The organism is Halomonas sp. OfavH-34-E, assembly GCF_024124525.1.
Classification (GTDB): Bacteria; Pseudomonadota; Gammaproteobacteria; order Pseudomonadales; family Halomonadaceae; genus Halomonas; species Halomonas litopenaei.
The window spans coordinates 1-22,155 of record NZ_JAMXRY010000015.1 but is presented as its reverse complement, the minus strand read 5'-3'; the positions used below and the strand labels follow the sequence as shown (position 1 = coordinate 22,155).

The following is a 22,155-nucleotide window of genomic DNA, read 5'->3' as shown; positions in this document are numbered from 1 at the left end:
CGTCGTCGCCAAGGAAGGCCCTTCGGGCATCGCAGCAAAGGACAAAGGCAATGAATAACTCATCGTGGTTGGACAAGATGCTGGCGTCGTTCGACGTCAGCCTGTCGCAGCATCAGCGGCTAGTCACCCTGGCGCTGGAGGGTGTCGAGCTGATCCCCCATCGTCTGGTGGGTGAGGAACGTATCTCGCGGCCGTTTCGTTACCGGCTCGACGCCATCTCTCAGTCCGGCAACATCGAGCTCAAATCGCTGATGGCCAGACCCGCGACACTGTCGATACGCCAGGCCGATGGCCAGTATCGGCAACTCTCGGCGCTGGTGGAGTCCGCCGCGCTGCTGGGCGAGGACGGCGGCGTCTACTACTACCAGTTGAGCCTGGTTCCCTGGCTGACCATGCTCGAGCTTGGCCGCGACAGTCGCATCTTCCAGGACCACAGCGCCATCGAGGTGATCGAGCGGGTGTTTCAGGGCCACGAGGTGGCCCACGGCGGCTGGCGCTTCGATCTGAGGCGCGAGTACCCGGCGCGCAGCTACTGCGTCCAGTACCGGGAAAGCGACTACCACTTTGTCAATCGCCTGATGGAGCAGGAGGGCCTGTTCTATTACTTCGAGCATCTGGGCAACCCGGAAAATGACGGTAAGAACGCGGGCGAGAGCGAGAACGCGGCGACTGGCGCTGCAGGGCTCGGTCATCGGCTGGTGATCACCGATGACGTGGCGACCTGCGATGCGGTCGCGCCTCACCAGATCCGCTTCCACCGCCAGGACGCCACCGAGACCGAGGACGCTATCACCCAGTGGGGCGGACGGCGACAGCAGCAACCCAACCGGGTCAGCCTTGGCACCTTCGACTACAAGCAGCCAAGGCTGATCAAGCGAACCTCGCTGGACACCCTGCACAATCAGGGCAACCTGACCGACCAGGAGGTCTACGACAGCCCTGGCGAGTACTACTATCGCGACCACTTTCGCGGCGAACGTCTGACTGCCAACCGGCTCGAAGCGCTGGAATCAAAGGCCAAGCGCTTCTTTGGTGCCGGTGGTGCCCGCCAGCTTCAGGTTGGACGTCACTTCGAGCTGACCCAGCACGAACGCCACCAGCACGGCGACAGCGACGAGCGCACCTTTCTGTTGCTGGGCCTTAGCGTGCACGCCGAGAACGCTCTGCCGGTGTCGGCCCACCTGACCACCCTGCCGGGCAGCCTGCAGCAGGAGCTTGATCATGCCCGCCGGGCCCACGGCCTGGAAGACGAGAGCCTCCACCGCGACGACTATCAGCGTGCCGGGACCGGCCACTACCTGGTCGACTTCGAAGCCCAGCGCTTGAGCCAGCCCTACCGTTCGTCGCTCGATCACCCCCGTCCGGTGGTCGGCGGCCCCCAGACCGCCATCGTGGTCGGCCCCGAAGGTGAAGAGATCCACACCGACCGGCTCAATCGGGTCAAGGTGCAGTTCCACTGGGACAGGCTGGGTGGCAATGACGCCCAATCGAGCTGCTGGCTCAGGGTCGCCCAGCCCAACGCCAGCGGCGGCTGGGGCGGCGTGTTCGTGCCACGCATCGGCCAGGAGGTGATCGTCGACTTCCTGGAGGGTGACCCGGATCGCCCGCTGGTCACCGGACGGGTCTACAACGGTGACCAGCGTCCCGAATGGCACTCCAACGGCCTGCTGTCGGGCTTCAAGTCCAAGACCTACCGGGGCGGCAAGTACAACGAACTGGTGTTTGATGATGCCACCGATCAGGAGCGGGTACGCCTTAACTCCGAGCACGCCAAGAGCCAACTGAACCTGGGCTACCTGATCCACCAGCAGGGCAACACCAGGGGCGCCTTTCGTGGTACCGGCTTCGAGTTGCGCACCGACGCCTACGGCGCGGTGCGCGCCAACGCCGGCCTGCTGCTGACCAGTTGGGGGCAGCTCGGTGCCAGCGGCGAACAGCTCGCGCTGTCCCCGGTCTACCGTGAACTCGACAGCGCCTGGCAGCTCGCCGATACCCTCAGCCAGAGCGCCGCCGAACACGACGCCGAAGCGCTGGAGGTGCGCGGCGACATCAAGCGGGCCAGCGAGGACGCCAAGGCCACCTACGGTGAGTCCAGCGGGGCAGCGTCTGGCCAGGACGTTGACCAGTCCGCCGATCAGTCCACCGCCAAAGGCGCAAGCCTGGCAGGGCGGGGCGAGGCCGGGCGGCTAGAGAGCCCCTGGTTGCACCTGGCCTCACCCGCCGGCATCGCCATGAGCACCCCGCAGTCGACCCATTTCGCCCAGGGCAAGTCGCTGACGGTGACCAGCGGCGAGGACATCAACCTGGCCGCCGGGCGTAGCCTGATCGGCGCGTTTTCCGAACGCCTGTCGCTGTTTATCCAGCGCGCCGGGATCAAGCTGTTCGCCGCCCAGGGCAAGGTCGAGGTGCAGGCCCAGAGTGACGCGATGGCCCTGACCGCCGAGAAGACCCTGAGCGTGACCTCCACCGAGGACAGCGTGGAAGTCAGTGCCGCCAAGGAGATCCTGCTCACCTGCGCCGGCGCCTATGTGCGGCTCAAGGACGGCAATATCGAAGTGCATGCCCCGGGCAAGATCGACATCAAGGGTGCCCAGCACAACTTTTCAGGCCCCGCGAGCCTGGAGGGTGCGTTACCAGAACTGCCCGAAGGAGGGTGTGAAAGCCAGCTTAAGGGAGCGGAGCAGACGCGGGCAGGTGCTACTCCGTTGGGGAGGTCCTGAGATGTCGAGCCACCACCCCATTGTTGAAAGCCTGCCGGTTGAATGGTTGACCAAATATTCGTATGCGTTGCTCAACCCGCTAAACGTCGAGCAAGACGACTGGAAAGGCTTGCCCGCCATACCGTTGGCGCCGACGAAAGCCAAGATGCGGCCACACATATTGCCTCAGTTAATCAGCTTGAAGGGGCTGTCTCACGATGATCGAAAGACCATCTTCGAGCGCATCCTTCGTTATCAGAAGCGTGGCGTCTCCTACTTCTGTGCGTTGCTCGCCAGCCATGCCACCGCTGACGATGTCGCGGCGCATCTCAAGCATCACCTGGTCCAACGTCGTCCAGGAGACCCGAGGCACTGGTGGTTGCGCTATTACGATCCACATGTTTTTCGACACTTTTCCTGGATATTTGAACCGGAACAGGTTGATAGGTTACTTGGCCCCATCACCGAATGGGTTTGGCCGGATGAGAAGGGGCAATGGTACTGTCGAAGCCATCGGCCTTATATGGAAGCGTCGATCTTCCATTTAATGCCAACTTCATCTCAGTGGAAGCGCATCGATAACGTGGTTGAAGTAAACCGAATGATTGACCATTTGGTGATTCGAATGCCGCAGCTACACCAGTCACCCTCTCTATGGGCACTGATCGATCACCTGTTTGAAAAAGCAGATGATGTCCTGTCGTCGGAGGATACGTACGGGCGAATACTTTTTGTTGAACAGGGTGTGCGCTTTCACCCTCAGATACATTCGCATCCGATATTGGCCGAGCGTATTGCTTGTATACAAGGGCGAGGCGTCGATTATCGCGAGGTATGCTTTGACCTTGACGAGGTTGATATGAAACGCATGGCTGGTGAAGTAAATAAGCAATATTATACATGGGGGCGGTGATGAGCAAAAAAAATCAGCGGTCTATAGCCGAGTGTCCATACTGTGAAAAAAAAGGACTTCCTGTTTTGCCGCTGCGCTATGCAGTAGCACGTACGGATGTTGTGGAGAAGACGCAAGCACCACGACTTGACTACCCTTTCGGTGTGGGAGTAGAAGACGTAGAGCTGCCAGAAGGGCAAGTATATACACTTCGACTTCTGCGCCCGGGATACCTGTATGTTTATCACGAAGTCAGGAGTACTTGGAGCGGGTACTTAGTGACTCCAATGGGGTTTTTATATCCCTACGTTCTTGAGATTGATCATGATGTTTTGGTCGCAATGAATCCAAACGAAATTCAGGGAGGTATTGACGCACTACTTCAGCCTCCATCGAAAGGTGAAGAGATTACTTGTAAGGATAATCCCGAACATCATTACCCTGGACGTTGTATTACTATTCTTGATCCTGAGAATGGTGGGGATGTTTACTTTGCATATTCTGAAACGGCTTGGACGAAGCGTGTCTGGCACGAGCATGCAACTAATGCACACGTTGGTGAAGGTGCAAGTCGTCGACGTGATCAGATGCGTTGTATTTCACTTTCGGATTGGCGCGGTATTCCAGCAAAATATGGCAATGATAAAAAAAAGCCGCTGTCACTTGGCACACCAGGTGGGAAAGGCAAGCATGCGGCGCCGCTCAGAGAACTCAGTGACAGACTGGCCGAATCGCGTTACCCATGGAGCCGTACCGGTATTCGTGATCAGCAGGATGACGCCTCTTGGCCGCCCCCGACCTCGCTAGGCTCGAGCGTATCTGACATCATCGGGGTGCAAGGGCAGATTGATGGTCTGATTGAATGGGCCGAAATCCAGGCAAATGCTGATGATATGTTACCGATGATGGTAGCGCTGGATGATCCTGCTGGAATCACCTATGACCTTGCGTCCTTGATGACCGCTCGAACAAAGCAGTTTTTAGAATCACCTGAGCATAGGTGGCAAGTCGTAACGGCATCGATGATTAATGGGGTAGAGGAGGCTATCAGGGAAAGGGCAATAACCGAAGTTTTGGAGAGGGCTAGAGAACGAGCAGATCGTACATACGATCAAATACAAAAGGACAGAGCTATTACTCAAAGTTCGGGGGGGCCAGGGTGGGAGTCGACTCCGGCGTTAGATGAATACTATAGTAGGGAGGCTATCAGAGAGCGTAACTATGATGCGGTCGAAAGTGAGTATGTGAAACAGTGTGCGGACGATGCATGGGCAAAATATGACAAGATGTTGGCTCGAAGCAGTCCTGGTGAAGATGATGGTCCCACAATGATGGAAAGGTGGGAAAGGGAAGAATTCGGGCCAGCGAAGGAAAGATTCGAAAGAGAAGTGATGGCTCCTCTGGGTGACGCTTATAAAAAGTGGTTAAAGTCTAAGTGTTTACTTGTCTATCTTGAGGCTAACCACGATGATAGTGACACTGAATCGGGTGTAGCGTTTGCCGCGACTGTTGCGCGCTGTTTAGCAGATACGCAGCAGTATAAAACGTTACATGATCAGTACGTTGCCTGGTTAAGCAGTGTAGACGTATCACGTGACAACTTGTTGCTGCGCGGTCTTTTGGTTGACTCAAGCAAGCTAAAGTCAGAGATGACTAGCTCAATAAATAATATTGATGTCAGTCACGGTGACGTAATTAGTCTGCCGTGGCAGGGTGTAATAGCCGCGTACCTCAAGGTGTTTGAAGATTTGCCGGAACACAAGGGTACGTTGGGAAGGTTATTGGCAGCGATAATCTCTCCCTATGTCAAATTATTGAAGGATGAGCCTACGGCTAGAACGAAGCCAGCCTTCCTGCTTCTCGGTATGATCGCCGAGAGGCCGATAGTAAAAATATCTGTGAACGATGCCACGTTAAGAATGGTTGTTGCAGACCTCAGAAAGAGCATGGGAGAAGTTAACCGACGCTTTGGCAACGTGGATGCAGAAATTTTTGACCGTAGAATGCTGATGGCTACAAGGCACGCTGCTGAAATATCCGGAGCAGTTGGTGGTCGAGGGAACTATCGAGTAAGTTACGATTATTATAAGATTCTTGATGTTGCAGATGCAATAGATGACCAAGGAGCCATAAGAGCCGCATCAGCAAGCCTTATGTCAGAACCGGTAAGCCAACATTTATCCCATGCAGCATTGACGGGGTCGGCCTGGGGAGCCTTGGCCAATCGTAATATACAGTTAAGTATCGTTAGTATGATTATAGGTGGAACAACGCTCTTATTTCAGGCGAATACAATATTCGAAGCCACGGACGCAAAGAGTAAGTTTCTTATTGGGAGCAAGTTGATAGCTATTACAGCGGGAACAGTAGGAGCTGCATTTGAATTGGGACATGCGTTACTGAGTCGAAGAGCTCTGTTCGGTGGTAGGTTGCAGATATGGGAGAGTAGCAGGCTTAACAGCGGCCTTTTGGGTGGAGTTCGTGTATTTGGTTCTGTTTCCGCTTTTTTGTTTAGTGGTCTTGACTTTTATGCCACGAAGAATGCCCTTGAAAGAGGTCAGAATCTTGAGGCTTTTTTATATTTTTGTTCTTCACTGGCAGGGGGGGCATCGTTTTTGTTAATAACTTTTGTTAGCAGAAATGCCATTCTTGCAACTATCACTGTGCCCGGATGGGGGTGGATATTGGCCGGCATAGCAGTTGCAGTAAATATAGCGTTGTTTATTGTGGTGAAAGATAGCCTTCAACATTGGATTCGCCGCTCTTATTTTGGTGTTGATAGAAATCATGATGGCTTTGCTGACTTTAAATCTCAAACAGAAGCAATGAAAGAACTCTTTGATTAGGAGGTGGTATGGATTTAGTGGGATTGACAAATGGTAAGTTTCATGGTTTTCCTGTTCGCCGCAAATTGCGAAAGGAAGAAATTGATTCGGAAATTAGCAAAAGTAGGGAACAGGAAACTCCAGCAAGAGATTTGATATCTGTTATAAAGATCAATGATTGCTATATGGAGATGGTGGATCGTTGGTACGTCCATAAAGGACAAGGTGTATTTGCTGGTGTTATGTTTTTCATGCTTGGCGGCCTTGGCCTTTCAGTAGTGGGTCTGGCCACGCTTCTAGGCGGCGACTGGTTGTTTTTCATATTTGTAGTAGTGACGTGCGCTGGTCCTATTGCTCTTGGTTGGTCATTTTTTCGTTTGGAGGCATTTCAGTTGACACACTACCCAGTGCGCCTAAACAGAAAGAGCAGAATGGTTTATGCTATTCTACCTAGAGGAGATATGGTTAAAGTGAAGTGGGAAGATATTTTTGTCTATTTGGCAGAAAATAAAATCGCTTGGTTTCCTAAGTCGTTCTACGAGATTAGGGCGCATGTTCTTGATGGAGATCGAAAAAATGTGTTACAAACATTTTCTCTTGGATACCCTGCTTGGGGTGAAAAGGAGTATGCGCTAGGAATATGGGAATTTATTCGTCGCTATATGGAGGAACCCGATGGATACGAAAAAAATTCAGATTTAATTGAGTTATGTATGCCTGTCGACAAGGAGAGAGAGAGTTTGTCTTTTTGTATCGTTAGAGGGCTTGGCATGCTAGCTTTTTCCCCTATTGCTCAGTTGCTTCTTTCTCCTCTTTATGTGCCGTTGGTCTGGGGGCGAATGGTGGCTGTATATACCAGCAAAAGACCTCAATGGCCGGACGATGTGGAGGCCCAGTGCCAAACTGAAAAGGATGACCCCTATGCTAAGACTGCAGATGATAATGCACCATTTAGTTTCGTCGAAGGCACTTGGCCTATTATATGTTTCTGCATTGGTAGTTTAATTACTCTTTCAGGGATTATCTGGGCGGCTTATACTTATTTCATGATGTTTGTCAATGGATAGTAGAGGAGCGTATTATTTTTAATGTTATGCACATGGCAGAGCCTCAACTTTCCGACCTTTAGGTACTTCGTGATTATCCTGCATTAGAGTGTGTCTGCATAAGTTTTCTTCAAAAAATCGACGCCTCCGGGTCGCTATCTGACAAGCATGTAGCGCTTGGTCAAAAACGAAGGACCTCCACTTGTTGTCACGTCGATCTGAGCGGAAAGCTGTGGAACTTGACGGTCTCAACCTACAAGCGCAACACTATTGGAGTGCCGGAGATCCGGGCACTGACTTCTGGAGAACCTCCGCGTATACCTCCAGAGGCGTCTTGGCGTTCAACGTCTCTCTAGGCCTGGTATTGAGTGAGTCTGCGATCTCATCGAGCTCCTCCTGGGTGTAGGTCGATAGGTCCGTTCCTTTGGGCAGATACTGTCGAAGCAGACCAATGGTATTCTCGTTAGACCCACGTTGCCACGGGCTGTGTGGATCCGCGAAGTAGGTGGCTGGGCGGTCTCAATGAGCAAGTGCAACACCCGATCGATCAGGTGTTGCACTTGCTCATTGAGACCGCCGGGTTTTTTAGCGTTTTTTTAGATGAGTCGTTTGGAAATTTTGAAATTGACGAATTTGTAGAGCTTTCCGTCGTATTTGATGGCGGCTTGGGAAATGAGGAACGTGCTCGGAGCGGTTTTAAATGTTATCTTATTTTAGTTGTTGCGTGAGAATGGTGAGGTTATTTTTTGTTATTTTAGTGGTTTCATGTTTTTTGGTCGCATGTGATTCCTGCAATGATGATGTAGATGTTAAGGATATTTCTGAAATTGCAAGAGTGTATAATCCAGATCCAGGCCCTCTTGCATTAGAACTGGTTTTTTCTTCTAGTACACCTAATGAAATAGCTCAAAAATCCGATGATGAAAATCCTTATTATGTTTATTTGGAAGGTGTTTTGAACTTTGGGAATGTTACTGGGCATGACCGGCTGAGGGATGAACAAAGAGGCGTGGAGCTTTTAAAGAAGGCGTGGTCACTAGGCGTCGTAGAAGCTGGATATAGTTTGTTTGATATATATTATAAAGGGATTGGTGTATGTAAAAATACTGAAATAGCATTGGAGTACTTAGAAGCATCGGCAGAACTAGGTTTGGTGAAATCTCAAAGAGTGCTGGGTCATGTGTATCGAGGTGTGAGACTTAGCGGAGTTGTCGAACAGGATTTTTCTCAATCATATTACTGGTATGAAAAGGCAGCTATGCAAGGAGATCGAGTATCTTCGTTGAATCTGGCTGGGCTTACTCATGAGGGCAGGGGGGTAGTGAGAAACGACAAAGAAGCAATGGATTGGTTGTTAAAAATGGACGGAATGACTTACGGCGATGAGATGGTAGGCTTCACAAGCTTAGGGGGCTTTTACGAAGAAGGGATAGGTACGGATATCGACCTCGTCCAAGCTTATAAATATTACGACCTTCTCTCACCCGGCAGCGCTCCCGACAAAGCCCGCCTCGAAGAAAAGATGACCCCTGAGCAGATCCGTGAGGCCATCCGCCTTTCTCGGGAGTGGCAGGAAGAACACAATATCTATGTGCCCAGCTACTACGGGCTTGAGTATCAGGAGGATGGGACCTTTCAGTAGTCGCAGGTGGCAGGCAATAGGAGGCAAGGCTTTTGGTGACCAGCTGTCGAAGGCCCTCGATACGAAAGCGTATCGAGGGCCTTTTTGTCGCTGGGGTTAATCGGATGGCGCTGGCTCGTCGATGCCTCGCCTGTCGCGATATCGCGGTGGCAGGCGCTCTGCGAGATGTTCGGCCAGGTAGTCGATGACCACGCGGACCTTTGGGGAGCGGTGGCGGTGGTGGGGGGTGACGGCCCAAACGCCGGTATCGCTGTGACGGTAGGTGTCGAGTACCGAGACAAGTTCGCCACGGGCCAGGTGATGCTCGACGTAGTAGTCGGGAAGCTGACCCAGGCCCACGCCCTTCAGCACGGCGTCGAGCAGGGCCGGGCCGGAGTTGCCCTGCCAGGGCCCCTTGATCGCCACTTCCCGGGGAATGCCGTCGACGGCGAAGCGCCAGCGATCACGTGAGCCATGCAGGCAGCGGTGGTGCTTCAGCTCGGACAGGGCGTGGGGCTGCGAATAGCGCTGGAAGTAGTCGGGGGAGCCCACCACGTACTCGCGACGATCGGCCAGGCGGCGGGCGATCATGGTGCTGTCCTCCAGCGTGCCCATGCGGATGCCGATATCGAAGCCTTCCTCGATCAGGTCCACCTGGCGGTTGGTGAAGTGCAGGCGCACGCCGAGCTGGGGGTACTGGATCAACAGGTCATTGATCAGAGGCGCCACGTAGCGCTCGCCAAAGGTGGTGGCGCAGGTCAGCGCCAGCTCGCCCCTGGGATGGGCCTCGAAGTCCTTGACCACGGCGTCGGCCTCGCGAAAGCCGTCGACCAGCGCCTCGCACTGCTGATAGTAGAGGCGACCGGCCTCGGTCAGGCTTATCTGGCGGGTGGTGCGATACAGAAGCGGCGTATCGAGGCGGCTCTCCAGTGCGGCCACCTGTCGGCTGACGTGGGAGCTGGATACACCCAGGCGTCGGGCGGCGGCGGCAAAGGACTTCAGGCGTACCACTTCGATAAAGGCTTCAATGCCGGCCCAGGGATGCATGGCGCTCTCCATTGTTGCGAGACAGCAACAATGTTATGCCGAATGCGTGCTTTATCCCAGTCCGTAGCGAGGTCTAGACTGTGGTCATCATCAACCGGGTCAGGATGACCCGTGCCCCTTACGTCAGTGCGCCAGGCTTGGTCGTTCATGCCTGGCGTGCAACCCCCGATCCGAGGAGATTGCCATGAAGTCTCGCGCCGCCATTGCCCTGGAAGCCGGCAAGCCGCTTACCCTGACCGAAATCGATGTCGAAGGCCCCAAGGCCGGCGAAGTGCTGGTCAGGGTGGTCGCTACCAGCGTCTGTCACACCGACGCCTATACCCTGTCCGGAGCCGACCCGGAGGGGCTGTTTCCGTCGGTACTGGGTCACGAGGGTGCCGGTGTGGTGGAAGAAGTGGGGGAGGGCGTCACCAGCCTGAAGCCCGGCGACCACGTCATCCCGCTGTACACGGCCGAGTGCGGCGAGTGCAAGTTCTGCCGTTCGGGCAAGACCAACCTGTGCAGCTCGGTCCGTGCCACCCAGGGCAAGGGCCAGATGCCTGACGGCACCACGCGCTTCTCGCTGGACGGCAAGCCGCTCTATCACTATATGGGCACTTCCACCTTCAGCGAGTACACCGTGGTGCCGGAGGTCTCGCTGGCCAAGGTGTCCAAGGAAGCGCCGCTGGACAAGATCTGCCTGCTCGGCTGCGGGGTGACCACCGGGATCGGCGCGGTGATGAACACCGCCAAGGTCGAGCCGGGCGCCACCGTGGCTGTGTTCGGTCTCGGTGCCATCGGCCTTGCGGTAATCCAGGGTGCGGTGATGGCCAAGGCCGGTCGTATCATCGCCATCGACGTGAATCCGGACAAGTTCGAGCTGGCCAAGCAGTTTGGCGCCACCGACTTCGTCAATCCGAAGGACTACAGCGATTCCATCCAGCAGGTGATCGTCGACCTGACCGACGGCGGCGTCGACTACTCCTTCGAGTGCATCGGCAACGTCAACGTTATGCGCTCGGCGCTGGAGTGCTGTCACAAGGGCTGGGGCGAGTCGATCGTCATCGGTGTCGCCGGCGCCGGCGAAGAGATCTCCACCCGGCCTTTCCAGCTGGTGACCGGTCGGGTATGGAAGGGCTCCGCCTTCGGTGGCGTCAAGGGCCGTAGCCAGCTGCCGGGCTACGTCGAGCAGTACATGAAGGGCGAGCTGAACATCGACGACTTCATCACCCACAACATGGAGTTCGAGAAGATCAACGAAGCCTTCGACCTGCTTCACGCCGGCGAGAGCATCCGCACCGTACTGCATTACTGAGCCGGTAGCATCGAGACGGCGCTGATGAGGCCACGCCCGCCTGACCCAAGCGATGGGCCAGGCGGGCGCCGATTGGCGGTGAGTCGAATGCTGGCGCAGTATTGATGCCAGCTCGCCCCACCGCCAGACGGCCGCGTCATCCGCCAGAACGCACCGCGTCGTTTTATCCGCCCCGGACCTCGGGGCTTCATCGTTGAGGGGAAGTCGCCATGTCCATGAGCGAACATCTGGAACTGGTCAGCGCCAATCGCAGCTTCGGCGGCTGGCACAAGCGCTATCGTCATCATTCGCGGGCGCTGGACTGCGAGATGACCTTCGCCATCTATCTGCCGCCCCAGGCCGAGACGGAAAAGGTGCCGCTGCTGTGGTGGCTGTCGGGGCTGACCTGCACCGACGAAAACTTCATGCAGAAGGCCGGTGCCCATCGGCTGGCGGCGGAACTGGGCATCGCCATCCTCTGCCCCGACACCAGTCCCAGGGGGACTGACCTGCCGGGTGAGCACGACAGCTACGATCTGGGTTCCGGGGCGGGCTTCTACGTCAATGCCACCCAGGAGCCGTGGAAGGCTCACTACCGGATGTATGACTACGTCACCGAAGAGCTGCCTTCGGTGGTTCGTCAGCACTTCCCGCTCAACGGTCGCGAGTCCATCAGTGGTCATTCCATGGGAGGCCACGGTGCCTTGATTCTGGCGCTGCGCAAGCCGGGGCACTACCGCTCGGTGTCGGCGTTCTCGCCGATCGTCAATCCGACCCAGTGCCCCTGGGGGCGCAAGGCGTTCTCGGCCTATCTGGGCGAGGATTCCAGCAAGTGGACCCAGTACGACGCCTGTGAACTGGTGGCTCGTGGCGCCTCACGTCAGCCGTTGTTCATCGACCAGGGCGACGCCGATGACTTCCTCGATGAGCAGTTGTGTCCGGAGCGGCTGGAGGCGGTCTGTGCCGAGCGCGATCACCCGCTGATCCTGCGTCGCCAGCCCGGCTACGACCACAGCTACTTCTTCATCGCGACCTTTATCGAGGATCACCTGCGCTACCACGCCGAGAAGCTCTACGCCAAGCGCTGAGCGAGACTTCTCGCCAACCTGCAGTACCCTCCAAGGTATCCTCCACGGCCCCCGATCATCGGGGGCCGTGGCGTTTCTGGGCTTATTTTTTTGCCCGGGATTTCTGCGGCCTGAACTTCCGGACCATGGAGTGGGGGAAGAGAGTGCTGGGTTTTGGCGTGTCCGGGCAGGGGGGCGTGCGCTGGCTGGCGAGCCAAAGGCGGCGTCCCGGCAAGGCATCGACGGGTCGCCTGTAGAGATAGCCCTGTCGTGAATGGGGAAATATGGCCGATCCTTTGCCTTGTCAGATGACAGATGCGACCTCGTCATAGTCACCTGCGACATCATTGTCGGAGACGACTGGTCAAGCGGCAGCCGATAGCGATTATTGTGATGCCGAGACTCAGTCGCCAGGCGTAAAGTCGTCGGAGAAAAGCACGGACGCTCCTGCCTGCGATACCCGTAGCGACGCTGGCAACGTCGAGGGTGTCGACACCATGCGCGAGTCCTGTTCCGTTTACGACGTCGCGATAACAACAAATGGACGTGACGGTACCTCGTGGCTTGCGACGAGGAGGCCGACGCTGTGGAGAAGATGACCATGACCCTGCCCAGCCGGCCCGAGGGGCCACAGACCGTAGGTTTTCTGCTGCTCGAGCATTTCACCCTGATCTCGCTGGCCTCGGCCATCGAGCCGCTGCGCATGGCCAACCAGTTATCGGGCCAGGAACTCTATCGCTGGTTCACCCTGAGCCTGGATGGTGCGCCGCTTCAGGCCAGCGACGGCCTGACCGTGACGCCGGACTCGTCGATCACGGTGCCGCTGTCGCTGGATATGGTCGTGGTCTGCGGCGGCGTGGCGCCGACCCGCCATGTGCACCAGGGCCACGTCAGCTGGCTGAAGGCCCAGGCACGCCACCTCAAGCGATTTGGCTCGGTGTGTACCGGCGCCTGGGCGCTGGCCCGGGCCGGGCTGCTCGAGGGTTATGAGGTCAGCACCCATTGGGAGTGCCAGGCAGCGCTGCAGGAGGCCTACCCGGGCATCGGCCTGACGTCGAAGCTTTTCGCCATGGACCGGGACCGTTTCACCTGCTCCGGCGGCACGGCGCCGCTGGACATGATGCTGACGCTGATCGGGCGTGACCATGGGCGCGAGCTGGCGGCGGGCATTTCCGACATGTTCGTGTGCGATCGGGTGCGTGGCGAGCAGGACCAGCAGCGGGTGCCGCTCAAGCATATGCTCGGCACCACCCAGCCGCGACTGCAGGAGATCGTCGCGCTGATGGAGAACAACCTTGAAGAGCCCATCGACCTGGACGAGCTGGCCCGCTACGTCAGCCTGTCGCGGCGCCAGCTGGAAAGGCTGTTCCAGCGCAACCTGCACTGCTCGCCGTCGCGCTATTACATGCGCCTGCGGCTCAATCGCGCCCGTCAGCTGTTGAAGCAGACCTCGATGTCGATCATCGACATCGCCGCCGCCTGTGGCTTCGTCTCCACCCCGCACTTCTCCAAGTGCTACCGCGAGTGCTTCGGCCTGCCGCCGCGGGAGGAGCGACTGGGCTGGAGCGCCTTCTCGCCGGTGGTGGCCGGTAGCACCGTATCCCCGCTGCTGGCGGCTGCCCCTGACGAACCGGTATCCCGGGCGCTGTCGGCGTTGGAAGAAGCGCGGGGGGAGCCGACCTACGGCAGCTTCAAGGTGTTGCCCAAGTAGCGAAGGGCGTGTTGAACAATGCGCCTTCGCTGGCCGAATTTGCTGGCCGAGGCCAGGGAGCAGGCTTCGGTATGCCTGGACGCCAGATATCGGCAGGAGGGCCTTTGGCCACACCGGTAAATGCTGACAGCGGCGATTGCCCGCCCCACCCAAGGCCTTGATATACTCCCCGGATCGATTCCAACCGAGCCCGATGCATGCGCAACTGGTGGCGCCCTCTCAGCCGACTTCTGCTACGCGCCACCCTTGCCTTTGCGCTGGGGTCAGTGGTGCTGGTGCTGGTGTTTCGCGTGGTGCCGGTGTTCGGCTCCATGGTGATGCTGGAGCGCGAGGTCTCGTCCTGGTTCTCCGGCGAGCCGCTGGACATCCAGCAGCGCTGGCGTCCCTGGGATGAGCTGTCAGACAACGCCAAGCTGGCGGTGATTGCGGCGGAAGACCAGCGCTTCCCCGATCATCATGGCTTCGACCTGGTGGAGTTGAAGCGTGCCATCGAGTCCGCCATGAACGGAGGCTCGCTGCGCGGGGCCAGCACCATTACCCAGCAGACCGCCAAGAATCTGTTTCTGTGGACCGGGCGGGACTATGTGCGCAAGGTGTTCGAGGCCTGGTTCGCCACCCTGATGGAACTGCTGTGGCCCAAGGAGCGCATCCTCGAGGTCTATCTCAATATCGTCGAATTCGACCGGGGGGTCTTTGGCCTGGAGGCCGCCAGTCGCCACTACTTTGGCGTCGGTGCCGATCAGTTGAGCGCCGCCCAGGCGGCCCGCCTGGCGGCGGTGCTGCCCAACCCGCGAGAGCGCAGCGCCTCGCACCCGGGGCCGCGCACCGCCCGTCACGCCGCCTGGATTCAGCGACAGATGAATAACCTGGGCCTTGGCTACCTGGAGAAGCTGTAGCCGGCAGGCGTCGCAGTCCTTGATCCTTTGGGTTCTGTCCATTCGCTTCTTTCCCTTTGCCCCTTTGCTTCCGGCACGTCTTCGCGGTGTTTTGAGGCGCGTCGTTTCGCTTCGTTCCTTTGCCCACGGGTGCCTTTTGTCGCTGCCGGAACGGCGGTGACGCTTTTGGAATTCTCGTCGTCGCAATCAGGCGTCGTGGCCCCCCGGGGCGGCGCTATCCTGCCCGCACAACGCCAGCGTTCTGCTGCTGGCGCTCTCCCTGAAGCGGGTAAGGACAACAGCGATGAACTCCCCTCTGACGCAAACCGAAACTGGTGCCATCGACGCCCGGGCGCTTCACCGCGAGGCCACGGTGATCGACGGTCTGATCATCGCCAAGTGGAGCCGTGAACTCCTCGAAGACATGCGCCGTGGTGGGCTGTCGGCGGCCAACTGCACCGTGTCGGTGTGGGAGGGGTTCCAGGCCACGGTGGACAATATCGTGGCCACCAACGCGCTGATGGAAGAGTGCAGCGACCTGGTGCTGCCGGTGCGCACCACCGCGGACATCCGGCGTGCCAAGCAGGAAGACAAGACCGGCATCATCTTCGGCTTTCAGAATGCCCATGCCTTCGAGGACCAGATCGGCTACGTCGAGATCTTCAAGAAGCTCGGCGTCGGTATCGTCCAGCTCTGCTACAACACCCAGAACCTGGTGGGCACCGGCTGCTACGAGCGCGACGGTGGCCTGTCCGGCTTCGGTCGCGAGATCGTCGCCGAGATGAACCGGGTCGGGGTGATGTGTGACCTGTCTCACGTTGGCGCCAACACCTCGCGCGAAGTGATCCTCGAGTCGTCCAGGCCGGTCTGTTATTCCCACTGCCTGCCCTCCGGGCTCAAGGAACACCCGCGCAACAAGTCCGACGAGGAGCTCAAGTTCATCGCCGACCACGGCGGCTTCGTCGGCGTAACCATGTTCACCCCCTTCCTGCGGGCCGGGGTCAACGCCACCATCGACGACTACGTCGAGGCCATCGTCTACGTGATGAATATCGTCGGCGAAGACGCCATCGGTATCGGCACCGACTTCACCCAGGGCCACGACCAGGCCTTCTTCGAGTGGCTGACCCACGACAAGGGCTACGCCCGTCGCCTGACCTCCTTTGGCGAGATCATCAATCCCAAGGGCATTCGCACCATCGGCGAGTTCGGCAACCTCACCGAAGCGCTGCTACGCCACGGCCTCAGCGAGGCCCAGGTGCGCAAGATCATGGGCGAGAACTGGGTACGGGTGCTGGCCGATGTCTGGGGCGAATAGCACACAACCACCACAACAATAACGCCTGCCAAGGAGTCGACCGTGACCAAGATGGCGCCTGAACTGCCCATAGAGGTGGACGTCGAGACCGGTGTCTGGACCACCGACGCCCTGCCGATGCTGTATGTGCCGCGACACTTCTTTATCAACAACCATATCGCCGTGGAGCAGGCGCTGGGCGTCGAGGCCTACGCCGAGATTCTCTACCACGCCGGCTACAAGAGCGCCTGGCACTGGTGCGAGAAGGAGGCCGAGTTGCACGGTCTGGCCGGCGAGGCGGTGTTCGAGCACTACATGACGCGTCTGTCCCAGCGAGGCTGGGGCCGCTTCATCACCGAGGCCATCGACCTGGAGGCGGGTACCGCCCGGGTGCGACTGGAACACAGCGCCTTCGTCTACCAGCTGGGCAAGGTCGGCTACCGGGTCGAGTACATGTTCACCGGCTGGTTCGCCGGTGCCATGGACCAGATCCTGGCGGCCTCGGGGTCGGCACTGCGTACCAGTGCCGAGCAGACCCAGAGCGCCGCCGAGCCAGGCTGCGAGGTAGGCCGCTTCGAGGTCCAGCCGCTCGCCACCGTGTCTCGCTGAGCTGCGCTATCTCGTCGATTCGGTGCGCAGCTCTGGTGTTCCTGTCAGGTGACGCTGTTCGGCGAACCCGATCGGCGACCCTATTCAGCAACCCCCGTCGGCGAGCCCAGCCAGCAACCTCCGTCGGCGAGGCCAGCCAGCGACACCCGTCGGCGAGCTCAGCCAGCGGCTCCCGTCAGCGACCACCGCAGGCCAAGGCGTCTGCCGTGGTTCCACCTTCGTCCGGGCAGAGGAGTTTCCCCATGGCCTTTGACGCGATCTTCGAGCCGATCACCATCGGCAGTCAGACCATTCGCAATCGCGTGGTCAGCACCGCCCACGCCGAGGTCCACGCCACCGACGGTGGCATGACCACGGAGCGCTACGTGCGCTACTACGAGGAGAAGGCCAAGGGCGGCTGCGGGCTATGCATCTGCGGCGGCTCCTCGGTGGTCTCCATCGACAGCCCCCAGGCCTGGTGGAGTTCGGTGAACCTGTCCACCGACCGCATCATCCCGCACTTTCAGAATCTGGCCGAGGCGGTGCACCGTCACGGCGGCAAGATAATGATCCAGATTACCCATATGGGGCGTCGTTCGCGCTGGGATGGCCACGACTGGCCCACCCTGGTGTCACCCTCGGGCATTCGCGAGCCGGTCCATCGCTCCACCTGCAAGACCATCGAGGAGGAGGAAATCTGGCGCATCGTCGGTGACTTCGCCCAGGCCGCTCGCCGGGCCAAGGAGGGCGGTCTCGATGGGGTCGAGCTGTCCGCCGTGCACCAGCACCTGATCGACCAGTTCTGGAGCCCACGCGTCAACAAGCGCGAGGATGCCTGGGGCGGCACCTTCGAGGGCCGCATGCGCTTTGGCCTGGAGGTGCTCAAGGCGGTGCGTGCCGAGGTCGGCGACGACTTCGTGGTGGGCATGCGCATCTGCGGCGACGAGTTCCACCCCGATGGCCTGACCCACGACGACATGAAGGCCATCGCCGCCTACTACGACGCCACCGGCAAGGTAGACTTCTTCGGCGTGGTCGGCTCCGGCTGTGACACCCACAACTCCCTGGCCAACGTCATTCCCAACATGTCCTATCCGCCGGAGCCCTTCCTGCACCTGGCCGCAGGCATCAAGGAAGTGGTCAGCGTGCCGGTGATCCACGCCCAGAACATCAAGGACCCGACCCAGGCCAACCGCATCCTCGAAGGTGGCTACGTCGACCTGGTGGGGATGACCCGGGCGCATATCGCCGACCCCCACCTGATCGCCAAGATCAAGATGGGCCAGGTCGACCAGATCCGTCAGTGCGTCGGCGCCAACTACTGCATCGATCGCCAGTACCAGGGCCTCGACGTGCTGTGCATCCAGAACGCGGCGACATCGCGGGAGTACATGGGCCTGCCGCATGTCATCAGCCAGAGCGAAGGCCGGAGGCGTCGCGCGGTGGTGGTGGGTGGCGGCCCCGGTGGCATGGAGGCCGCCCGGGTGCTGGCCGAGCGCGGCCACGAAGTGACCCTGTTCGAGGCCGAGGACAGCCTGGGCGGCCAGATCACTCTGGCGGCCAGGGCCCCGAGTCGCGACCAGATCGCCGGGATTACCCGCTGGTATCAGCTCGAACTTGCCCGGCTCAAGGTGGACCTGCGCCTGGGCACCCGGGCCGATGTACCCACCATCGATGACCTGAGGCCCGACCTGGTGGTGCTGGCCACCGGCGGACGGCCGTTTCTCGACCAGTACGCCGACTGGGGCTTCGACCCTGACCCGGAAAAGAGCCTGGTCGTCAGCACCTGGGACATCCTCTCGGGCAAGGTGGCACCGGGCCAGAACGTGCTCGTATTCGATTCCATCTGCGAGTTCTCCGGGGTGTCCGCTGCCGACTTTCTGGCCGACAAGGGCGCCCGGGTCGAGATCGTCACCGACGACATCAAGCCCGGGGCCGCGGTGGGGGGCACCACCTTCCCCACCTACTACCGCAGCCTGTACGAGAAGGAGGTCATCATGACCTCGGACCTGATGCTGCACGAGGTCTACCGCGAGGGGGCGTCGCTGGTGGCGGTGCTCGAGAACGAGTACAGCGGGGTCCAGGAAGAGCGTGTGGTCGACCAGATCGTGGTGGAGAACGGCGTGCGCCCGGACGAGCGGCTTTACCTCGAGATGAAGGAGGCCTCGCTCAATCGCGGTCAGGTCGATCTGGAAGCGCTCTATGCGGCCAGGCCGCAGCCCTGCCTGGCGTACCTGGACGGAGAAGGTCGCAGCGCTGGAGATCGCAGCGCCGGTTTCGTGCTGTTCCGACTGGGCGACGGGGTGGCGCCGCGCAATGTGCACGCCGCCATCTATGACGCCCTGCGTCTGTGCAAGGACGTTTGAGCGAGCCACGAGTGCGGCCCTGTCGCCGCCCGCCTGACCCTCGTCGAGAGGAGATAGAAGATGCCCGCAACCGTTCTTCCTGACCTGCTGGCCGTGCTGGTGCTGGCCGTGCTGACACTGACCCTGGTGGGTGGGGCCAGACGCTTCACCCTGTGGCGACGTGGGCGGCCCTCGCCGGTGCCCTGGTTGGCGGGCCTGGCGGCGATGCCACGCCGCTATCTGGTGGATCTGCACCACGTGGTGGCCCGGGACAAGGCCTTCGCCCACACCCACGTGGCCACCGCCGGGGGCTTCGTCGCCGCTGCGCTGCTGATGCTGCTGGTGTTGCTGGTGCCGATGCCGGCGGGGCTAAGGCTCGGCCTGACCGGCCTGATGCTGGCCGCCAGCGTGCTGATGCTGGTCGGTGCCAGGCTGGTCGCCAGGCGGCGGCGCTCGCCGCCGGCGCGGCTGTCATGTGGCCCCTGGATGCGCCTGCCCAGGAGCCTCACGGTTTTCTCGGCAAGCCTTGCCGGCGTTGCACTGGTCAGTCTGCTGTCCTCGCTGCTGCCGCCAGGCTGGCTCGGCGGCATCCTCGGCTGGACGCTTGCCGGCGTGCTGCTGGTGGGGCTCGCGCTGGGACTCGCCGAGATGTTGCTGGGCATGACCTGGGGCGGGCCGATGAAGCACGCCTTCGCCGGTGCGCTGCACCTGGCCTGGCATCGCCGGGCAGAGCGCTTTTCCACGCGCTCAAGCGAGCGCGAGGGGCGCACGCCGCGCTCCACTGGGCTCAAGGCGCTCGATCTGGACGACCCCGAGGCGCCGCTGGGGGTGGCGTGTCCCGAGGACTTCACCTGGAACCAGCGCCTGGGCTTCGATGCCTGCGTGCAGTGCGGGCGCTGTGAGGCGGTGTGCCCGGCCTTCGCCGCCGGCCAGCCGCTCAATCCCAAGAAGCTGATCCAGGACATGGTGCGGGGCATGACCGGTGCCAGCGCCGACAGCTACCACGGTTCGCCCTATCCCGGCCGGCCGCTCACTCAAGATAGAGGTCAAGACAAGTCTCAGAACCAGGGCCGGCCGGGAGGACCCATCGTCGTCGAGGCGGGGGGCGCCTTGCTCGATGCCGATACCCTGTGGTCCTGCACCACCTGCCGGGCCTGCGTGGAAGAGTGCCCGATGATGATCGAGCACGTGGACGCCATCGTCGATCTGCGCCGCCACCTGACCCTGGAGCGCGGCAAGACCCCGGGCAAGGGCGCGGCGGTGCTCGACAATCTGATCGCCACCGACAATCCCGGCGGCTTTGCCCCCGGGTCACGCATGCACTGGGCGGCCGACCTGGCGCTCCCGCTGATGCGCGACTACGGCCAGGTGGATGTGCTGCTGTGGCTGGGGGACGGCGCCTTCGACATGCGTAATCAGCGTACTCTGCGCGCCCTGGTCAAGATCCTGCGGGCGGCGTCGGTGGACTTTGCCGTGCTTGGCAACGAGGAGTGCGATAGCGGCGACGTGGCACGCCGGCTGGGAGACGAGGCGACCTTTCAGCGTCTGGCCCGGGCCAATGTGGCGACGCTTTCACACTATCGCTTTCAGACCATCGTCACCTGTGACCCCCACAGCTTCCACGTGCTCGGCAATGAGTACGGCGCCTTCGGCGGCGACTACCGGGTGCGCCACCACAGCACCTTTATCCAGGAGTTGATCGCCGACGGACGGCTCACGCTCGAGTCCCGTCAGCGCGGCCGTGTCACCTACCACGACCCTTGCTACCTGGGGCGCTACAACGGCGAATACGAGGCGCCGCGCCAGGTGCTGGCGGCGCTCGGCATCGAGCTATCCGAGATGCAGCGCTCCGGTTTCCGTTCGCGCTGCTGCGGTGGGGGTGGCGGCGCCCCGATCACCGACGTGCCCGGCGAGCGGCGGATTCCCGACATGCGCATGGCCGACGTGGCCGAGACCGGCGCCGAGCTGGTGGCGGTGGGCTGCCCCCAGTGCACCGCCATGCTCGAAGGGGTGGTCGATGCCACCGCCCAGGTGCGCGATATCGCCGAGCTGGTGGCGGAGGCGCTGATCGAGCTGCCCACCGGCAAGCGCCAAGCGCGCAAGGCGCAAGCACACGACAGGACGGTCGCCGCAAAAGGAGGTGTGGCAAGAGGCGCCGACCCGGCCGTGAACCGAGGCGTGGGCCGTGACGTAGAGGAGCTGAGCCAATGAACCCGTCCGATAAAGCGACGCGAGGCAGCACCCCGGTAGAGACGGCTCGGCGGCGTCGCGATCCCCGGCAAGAGTGGATCGCCCGCAATCGTTTGCATCCGCAGCATCAGTCGGTGCTGGCCGCTTTGGAGGGCGCCACCTCGCCACCGGCGTGGATGGGCCCCCAGGGACGGTTGCGCCGGAACCCGCACGCGGTGGGCTTTATTGGCCCCAACGGTCGTCGGCGTATCGACCGCAGCGGTGTCCAGGCGGGAGCCACCGCGTCGCCTGCAGGTCGCGCCCAGACCGCAACCGTTCAGGCCGCCCGCGACCGGCGCCGAGCGGTGACGCTGGAAGCCCCGGCGGGCTGGATCGCGGTGGTCCCGGATACCGCCACCGGCAGGCTGACCGAGCACGATCGCGATCTGTTCGGCCTGGCCCGTCGACTGGCCGATAGCGGTTCCAAGCCAGAGGGAGCTGAACTGGCCGTGGTGGCCATCCTGTTCGGGGATTCGCCGCCACCCGCGCTGGAGCAGGCGCTCGGCGAGGCCGGGGCCGATCGGGTGGTCTGCCTGGCGGTGGCGGAGGGTTATGCCCCCGAGGCACGTCTGGCGGCCTGCACCCGAGTGGACGACGCGCTGGCGCCGCGCCATTGGCTGTTTCCCGATACCGCCCTGGA

At 60.3% G+C, this 22,155-nt stretch carries 15 protein-coding genes and 2 pseudogenes; 15 read left to right on the top strand and 2 right to left on the bottom strand.

Annotation, left to right across the window (positions count from 1 at the left end):
* Positions 1 to 50 precede the first annotated feature (50 nt).
* From tssI to NH448_RS08490, 4 genes are read left to right on the top strand one after another with little or no spacing between them, the layout of a single operon-like run.
* Positions 51 to 2,720 carry a type VI secretion system Vgr family protein gene (gene tssI, locus NH448_RS08505; protein ID WP_045994985.1) on the top strand — a complete coding sequence of 890 codons (2,670 nt, stop codon included), beginning with the start codon at positions 51 to 53 and terminating at the stop codon, positions 2,718 to 2,720.
* A gap of 1 nt (position 2,721) precedes the next feature.
* Positions 2,722 to 3,612 (top strand): DUF4123 domain-containing protein, encoded by an 891-nt coding sequence (locus NH448_RS08500; RefSeq protein ID WP_083970667.1) that lies wholly within the window; start codon positions 2,722 to 2,724, stop codon positions 3,610 to 3,612.
* Positions 3,600 to 6,437: a T6SS effector BTH_I2691 family protein gene (locus NH448_RS08495; RefSeq protein WP_253028668.1), complete on the top strand. Its 2,838-nt coding sequence runs from the start codon at positions 3,600 to 3,602 to the stop codon at positions 6,435 to 6,437. The genes NH448_RS08500 and NH448_RS08495 overlap by 13 nt, the downstream gene beginning before the upstream one ends.
* An 8-nt stretch (positions 6,438 to 6,445) precedes the next feature.
* On the top strand, positions 6,446 to 7,483 hold the full coding sequence (locus NH448_RS08490) for a DUF6708 domain-containing protein (protein WP_157033143.1): 1,038 nt from the start codon (positions 6,446 to 6,448) through the stop codon (positions 7,481 to 7,483).
* A gap of 246 nt (positions 7,484 to 7,729) precedes the next feature.
* On the opposite strand, the pseudogene NH448_RS08485 reads toward NH448_RS08490, so the two are convergent.
* A pseudogene (locus tag NH448_RS08485) lies at positions 7,730 to 7,966 on the bottom strand (IS30 family transposase); the annotation flags it as partial.
* Positions 7,967 to 8,022: 56 nt separating this feature from the next.
* On the opposite strand from NH448_RS08485, the gene NH448_RS08480 reads away from it, so the two are divergent.
* Both NH448_RS08480 and NH448_RS08475 read left to right on the top strand, forming a co-directional pair.
* Positions 8,023 to 8,190 (top strand): hypothetical protein, encoded by a 168-nt coding sequence (locus tag NH448_RS08480; RefSeq protein ID WP_253028667.1) that lies wholly within the window; start codon positions 8,023 to 8,025, stop codon positions 8,188 to 8,190.
* On the top strand, positions 8,163 to 9,104 hold the full coding sequence (locus NH448_RS08475) for a tetratricopeptide repeat protein (RefSeq protein ID WP_083970666.1): 942 nt from the start codon (positions 8,163 to 8,165) through the stop codon (positions 9,102 to 9,104). Before NH448_RS08480 ends, NH448_RS08475 begins: the two co-directional genes overlap by 28 nt.
* Positions 9,105 to 9,200: 96 nt before the next feature.
* Here the strand turns inward: NH448_RS08475 and NH448_RS08470 are convergent, their stop codons facing one another.
* Positions 9,201 to 10,130 (bottom strand): LysR family transcriptional regulator, encoded by a 930-nt coding sequence (locus tag NH448_RS08470; RefSeq protein ID WP_045994981.1) that lies wholly within the window; start codon positions 10,128 to 10,130, stop codon positions 9,201 to 9,203.
* Positions 10,131 to 10,314: 184 nt separating this feature from the next.
* Here NH448_RS08470 and NH448_RS08465 point away from each other — a divergent pair, with 184 nt between their 5' ends.
* The 9 genes and pseudogenes from NH448_RS08465 to NH448_RS08425 all read left to right on the top strand — a co-directional run.
* Positions 10,315 to 11,424: an S-(hydroxymethyl)glutathione dehydrogenase/class III alcohol dehydrogenase gene (locus NH448_RS08465; protein WP_045994980.1), complete on the top strand. Its 1,110-nt coding sequence runs from the start codon at positions 10,315 to 10,317 to the stop codon at positions 11,422 to 11,424.
* Between the two features lie 209 nt (positions 11,425 to 11,633).
* The gene (gene fghA / locus NH448_RS08460; RefSeq protein WP_045994979.1) at positions 11,634 to 12,491 is read left to right on the top strand and encodes an S-formylglutathione hydrolase; all 858 of its coding nucleotides are present in this window, start codon (positions 11,634 to 11,636) and stop codon (positions 12,489 to 12,491) included.
* A 574-nt stretch (positions 12,492 to 13,065) separates the two neighbouring features.
* Positions 13,066 to 14,181 (top strand): GlxA family transcriptional regulator, encoded by a 1,116-nt coding sequence (locus NH448_RS08455; RefSeq protein WP_045994991.1) that lies wholly within the window; start codon positions 13,066 to 13,068, stop codon positions 14,179 to 14,181.
* 197 nt (positions 14,182 to 14,378) lie between these two features.
* Entirely contained in the window at positions 14,379 to 15,077 is a 699-nt protein-coding gene (gene mtgA / locus NH448_RS08450) for a monofunctional biosynthetic peptidoglycan transglycosylase (protein ID WP_045994978.1), read from the top strand.
* 283 nt (positions 15,078 to 15,360) lie between these two features.
* On the top strand, positions 15,361 to 16,374 hold the full coding sequence (locus tag NH448_RS08445) for a dipeptidase (protein ID WP_045994977.1): 1,014 nt from the start codon (positions 15,361 to 15,363) through the stop codon (positions 16,372 to 16,374).
* A 42-nt stretch (positions 16,375 to 16,416) separates the two neighbouring features.
* Positions 16,417 to 16,962 (top strand): DUF5943 domain-containing protein, encoded by a 546-nt coding sequence (locus NH448_RS08440; protein WP_045994976.1) that lies wholly within the window; start codon positions 16,417 to 16,419, stop codon positions 16,960 to 16,962.
* A gap of 242 nt (positions 16,963 to 17,204) precedes the next feature.
* Positions 17,205 to 19,307: an NADH:flavin oxidoreductase gene (locus NH448_RS08435; RefSeq protein ID WP_045994975.1), complete on the top strand. Its 2,103-nt coding sequence runs from the start codon at positions 17,205 to 17,207 to the stop codon at positions 19,305 to 19,307.
* Between the two features lie 60 nt (positions 19,308 to 19,367).
* Positions 19,368 to 21,497: a DUF3483 domain-containing protein gene (locus tag NH448_RS08430; RefSeq protein ID WP_253028666.1), complete on the top strand. Its 2,130-nt coding sequence runs from the start codon at positions 19,368 to 19,370 to the stop codon at positions 21,495 to 21,497.
* A pseudogene (locus NH448_RS08425) lies at positions 21,494 to 22,155 on the top strand (hypothetical protein); the annotation flags it as partial. The gene NH448_RS08430 and the pseudogene NH448_RS08425, both read left to right, overlap by 4 nt.

Excerpts from the sequence above, each read along its gene's own strand:
- NH448_RS08435 (WP_045994975.1), top strand. The coding sequence starts at position 17,205 with ATGGCCTTTGACGCGATCTTCGAGCCGATCACCATCGGCAGTCAGACC.
- fghA (WP_045994979.1), top strand. The coding sequence starts at position 11,634 with ATGTCCATGAGCGAACATCTGGAACTGGTCAGCGCCAATCGCAGCTTC.
- mtgA (WP_045994978.1), top strand. The coding sequence starts at position 14,379 with ATGCGCAACTGGTGGCGCCCTCTCAGCCGACTTCTGCTACGCGCCACC.
- NH448_RS08430 (WP_253028666.1), top strand. The coding sequence starts at position 19,368 with ATGCCCGCAACCGTTCTTCCTGACCTGCTGGCCGTGCTGGTGCTGGCC.
- NH448_RS08490 (WP_157033143.1), top strand. The coding sequence starts at position 6,446 with ATGGATTTAGTGGGATTGACAAATGGTAAGTTTCATGGTTTTCCTGTT.
- NH448_RS08495 (WP_253028668.1), top strand. The coding sequence starts at position 3,600 with ATGGGGGCGGTGATGAGCAAAAAAAATCAGCGGTCTATAGCCGAGTGT.
- tssI (WP_045994985.1), top strand. The coding sequence starts at position 51 with ATGAATAACTCATCGTGGTTGGACAAGATGCTGGCGTCGTTCGACGTC.
- NH448_RS08455 (WP_045994991.1), top strand. The coding sequence starts at position 13,066 with ATGACCATGACCCTGCCCAGCCGGCCCGAGGGGCCACAGACCGTAGGT.
- NH448_RS08465 (WP_045994980.1), top strand. The coding sequence starts at position 10,315 with ATGAAGTCTCGCGCCGCCATTGCCCTGGAAGCCGGCAAGCCGCTTACC.
- NH448_RS08470 (WP_045994981.1), bottom strand. The coding sequence starts at position 10,130 with ATGCATCCCTGGGCCGGCATTGAAGCCTTTATCGAAGTGGTACGCCTG.
- NH448_RS08445 (WP_045994977.1), top strand. The coding sequence starts at position 15,361 with ATGAACTCCCCTCTGACGCAAACCGAAACTGGTGCCATCGACGCCCGG.
- NH448_RS08475 (WP_083970666.1), top strand. The coding sequence starts at position 8,163 with ATGTTATCTTATTTTAGTTGTTGCGTGAGAATGGTGAGGTTATTTTTT.
- NH448_RS08500 (WP_083970667.1), top strand. The coding sequence starts at position 2,722 with ATGTCGAGCCACCACCCCATTGTTGAAAGCCTGCCGGTTGAATGGTTG.